General features: G+C 58.8%; 3 protein-coding genes. All 3 read left to right on the top strand.

The genetic code is table 11. The features are described 5' to 3' along the window. Nucleotides 1–893, top strand: an 893-nt coding sequence (locus tag Q0239_RS18115; protein WP_298605476.1) for a phosphomannomutase/phosphoglucomutase, incomplete at its 5' end; no start/stop codon positions are given. A gap of 32 nt (nucleotides 894–925) precedes the next feature. Beyond that, complete coding sequence (locus Q0239_RS18110; protein ID WP_298605474.1) at nucleotides 926–1,441, top strand: hypothetical protein; 516 nt, start codon at nucleotides 926–928, stop codon at nucleotides 1,439–1,441. Between the two features lie 8 nt (nucleotides 1,442–1,449). After that, nucleotides 1,450–2,954 (top strand): DEAD/DEAH box helicase (locus Q0239_RS18105; protein WP_298605472.1); only part of this gene is annotated, 1,505 nt, incomplete at its 3' end.

Here is a 2,954-nt window from a genome sequence, read left to right as displayed (position 1 = left end):
CGGACAAACCGTTCCGCATCGGCTGGGATACCGGCAATGGTGCCGCCGGGCCGGTGGTAGAACGGCTGGTGAAGCTGCTTCCGGGCGAGCATCATACGCTGTTTACCGAAGTCGATGGCAATTTTCCAAATCATCATCCCGATCCTACCGAGGAGAAGAACCTCGTCGACCTGAAGCGGCTTGTCGCGGAGAAACAGCTCGATTTCGGACTGGCTTTTGACGGCGATGGTGATCGTATTGGCGCGATTGACGGGCAGGGCCGCGTGATCTGGGGCGACCAGCTCCTCCAGATTTTCGCCGAAGACGTGCTCGCCGACGTGCCGGGCGCGACGATTATCGCCGACGTCAAGGCGTCACAGGCGCTGTATGACCGGATCGCGGAACTGGGTGGGAAGCCATTGATGTGGAAGACCGGGCACAGCCTGATCAAATCCAAAATGAAGGAGGTTTCCTCCCCGCTCGCGGGCGAGATGAGCGGGCATATCTTCTTCAAGCATGATTATTACGGCTTTGATGACGCTATCTATGCCGGCCTCCGCCTGATGCGCGCGTCGGCACGGCTGGGCAAAAGCGTTACCGAATTGCGTTCGGCGATGCCGGAGATGATCAATACCCCCGAAATGCGCTTTCAGGTTGATGAAAGCCGGAAATTCGCGGTGATCGACGAAGTGCTGACACGGCTTTCGGCAGAGGGCGCGGATGTGAACGCCACTGATGGCGCCCGGGTGAGCACCGCCGACGGCTGGTGGCTGCTGCGCGCATCGAACACGCAGGATGTGCTGGTCGCGCGGGCGGAGGCTTCGAGCGAGGCTGGTCTTGAGCGCTTGATGGCGCAGATCGATGCGCAACTCGCCGCGAGCGGGCTGGAACGTGGCGAAAGCGTGGGGCATTGAGCCGAAATCGGAAAATTCTGTGTTTACTGCTGTTGGCAGCCATCTTCGCCAATGGGATTTTCTTTTACCTCAAAACAAGGCCACCCGTTCCTTCGATCTATCTGGAATTCGCTTTCAGTATCGTTGAAGCGGAACACAATGAAAGAGTGCAAAAGGCCATTTCCCTCAATCCAGATGGCAATTGGTCATCCGCAAATGGACAACCCGCAGACTTGCTCGACGCACTCATTTTTGCTCTGCCCAACACAGACAGCGTAGACTATTCTGTTGTCGTAAAGTCCAGAAACCCTCCCACCTTGGGCGATGCGATCCGGATCAGCAGGTCTCTCGCCAGCAACGGCATTTGTAATTTTACTTTTCTGGAAAACGTAGTTCCCGAGAGTCGCACACCCAATATTCCACCGCTAACTGTGAGCGATTACACGTTGAAGGACGGTGGCAAGTTGGCGCGTTGTAAAACGTCACCCGAAGTTTTGCAGAGAATTCGCATCGCTAAAGCCGAGTTCGACCGTCAAGTTAAGGCGCGACGGGAAAATTCCGACAAATAATGAGGGCAATGGACAATATCCTCCCCTCACAGATTCTCAACTGGTTCGCCGCACGTGGCTGGACGCCGCGGCGGCATCAGTTGGAGATGGTGGATGCAGCGGTCGATGGCCGGCATGCTTTGCTGGTTGCCGCGACGGGCGCGGGGAAGACGCTTTCGGGGTTTCTGCCGACGCTGTCCGAATTGGTTGCTGATCCCGATTTTGACGGGCTCCACACGCTTTATATCTCGCCATTAAAGGCCCTCGCGGTCGATGTCCGGCGCAACTTGCTGATGCCGGTCGAAGAAATGGGGCTGCCCATCCGCATCGAAACCCGCACCGGCGATACGCCATCGGAACGCAAAGCGCGGCAGCGGGTGCGGCCGCCGCATATATTGCTAACCACGCCCGAATCGCTGTCGCTGCTGCTCAGCCATGAGGACAGCCTGTTGCTGTTCGCCAATCTCAAACGCGTGATCATCGACGAGGTTCACGCCTTCGCCAATTCAAAGCGCGGCGACCTGCTGTCGCTCAGTCTGGCGCGGTTGCAAAAGCTCTCCCCGCAAATGCAGCGGGTGGGGTTATCGGCGACGATTTCCGATCCCGATGCCTATTGCGCCTGGCTCGCCCCTTATGGAGAGATCGATGCTGTCCGGCTCGTTGAGGGCGAACCGGCCGCCGATCCCGATCTGCAAATCCTGCTCCCCGAAGGCCGCGTTCCTTGGTCCGGCCATAGCGGGCAATATGCGGTGCCGCAGTTGATCGAGGAGATTGGCCGCAACCGGACCACGCTGATCTTCTGCAACACGCGCTTCCTCGCCGAGTTCATTTTCCAGCGATTGTGGGACGCGAACGATCCCAATTATCCCATCGGCATCCACCACGGTTCGCTGTCGGTCGAGGCACGGCGCAAGGTGGAAGGCGCGATGGCAGCGGGGGAGTTGAAGGCGCTGGTCTGCACCGCCAGCCTTGATCTGGGGGTTGATTGGGGTGACGTCGATTGCGTGATCCAGATGGGCGCGCCCAAGGGCAGCTCGCGACTGTTGCAACGCATAGGCAGGTCGAATCACCGGTTGGATGTGCCGTCAAAGGCGCTGCTCGTTCCCGGCAACCGTTTCGAATATCTGGAGGCACAGGCGGCATTCGATGCGGTCGAGGAGGGCGTGCGCGATGGTGAGGTTTTCCGTCCTGGCGGATATGACGTCCTCGCCCAACATGTCATGGCCTGCGCCTGCGCCGCGCCGTTCAACGAGGCAGAGCTGCTCGACGAAGTGCGCTCGGCAATGCCCTATAGCGGGCTGGATGCATCGACATTTGGCCGGGTGATCGAATTTGTCGCGACCGGTGGTTATGCGCTGAAAGCCTATGACAAGTTTCGCAAACTCGTGCCCGACGGGAAAGGCAACTGGCGCCTATCCCACCCCAAATTTGCCGCGCAGCACCGGTTCAACGCAGGCATCATCGTTGATGCGCCGATGCTCGATGTGCGCTTCAAAAATGGCCGAAGTCTGGGCCGGGTCGAGGAATATTTCGC

This window comes from uncultured Sphingorhabdus sp. (assembly GCF_937872355.1).
Taxonomy (GTDB): domain Bacteria; phylum Pseudomonadota; class Alphaproteobacteria; order Sphingomonadales; family Sphingomonadaceae; genus Sphingorhabdus_B.
This window is presented reverse-complemented; position numbering and strand designations above follow the sequence as displayed.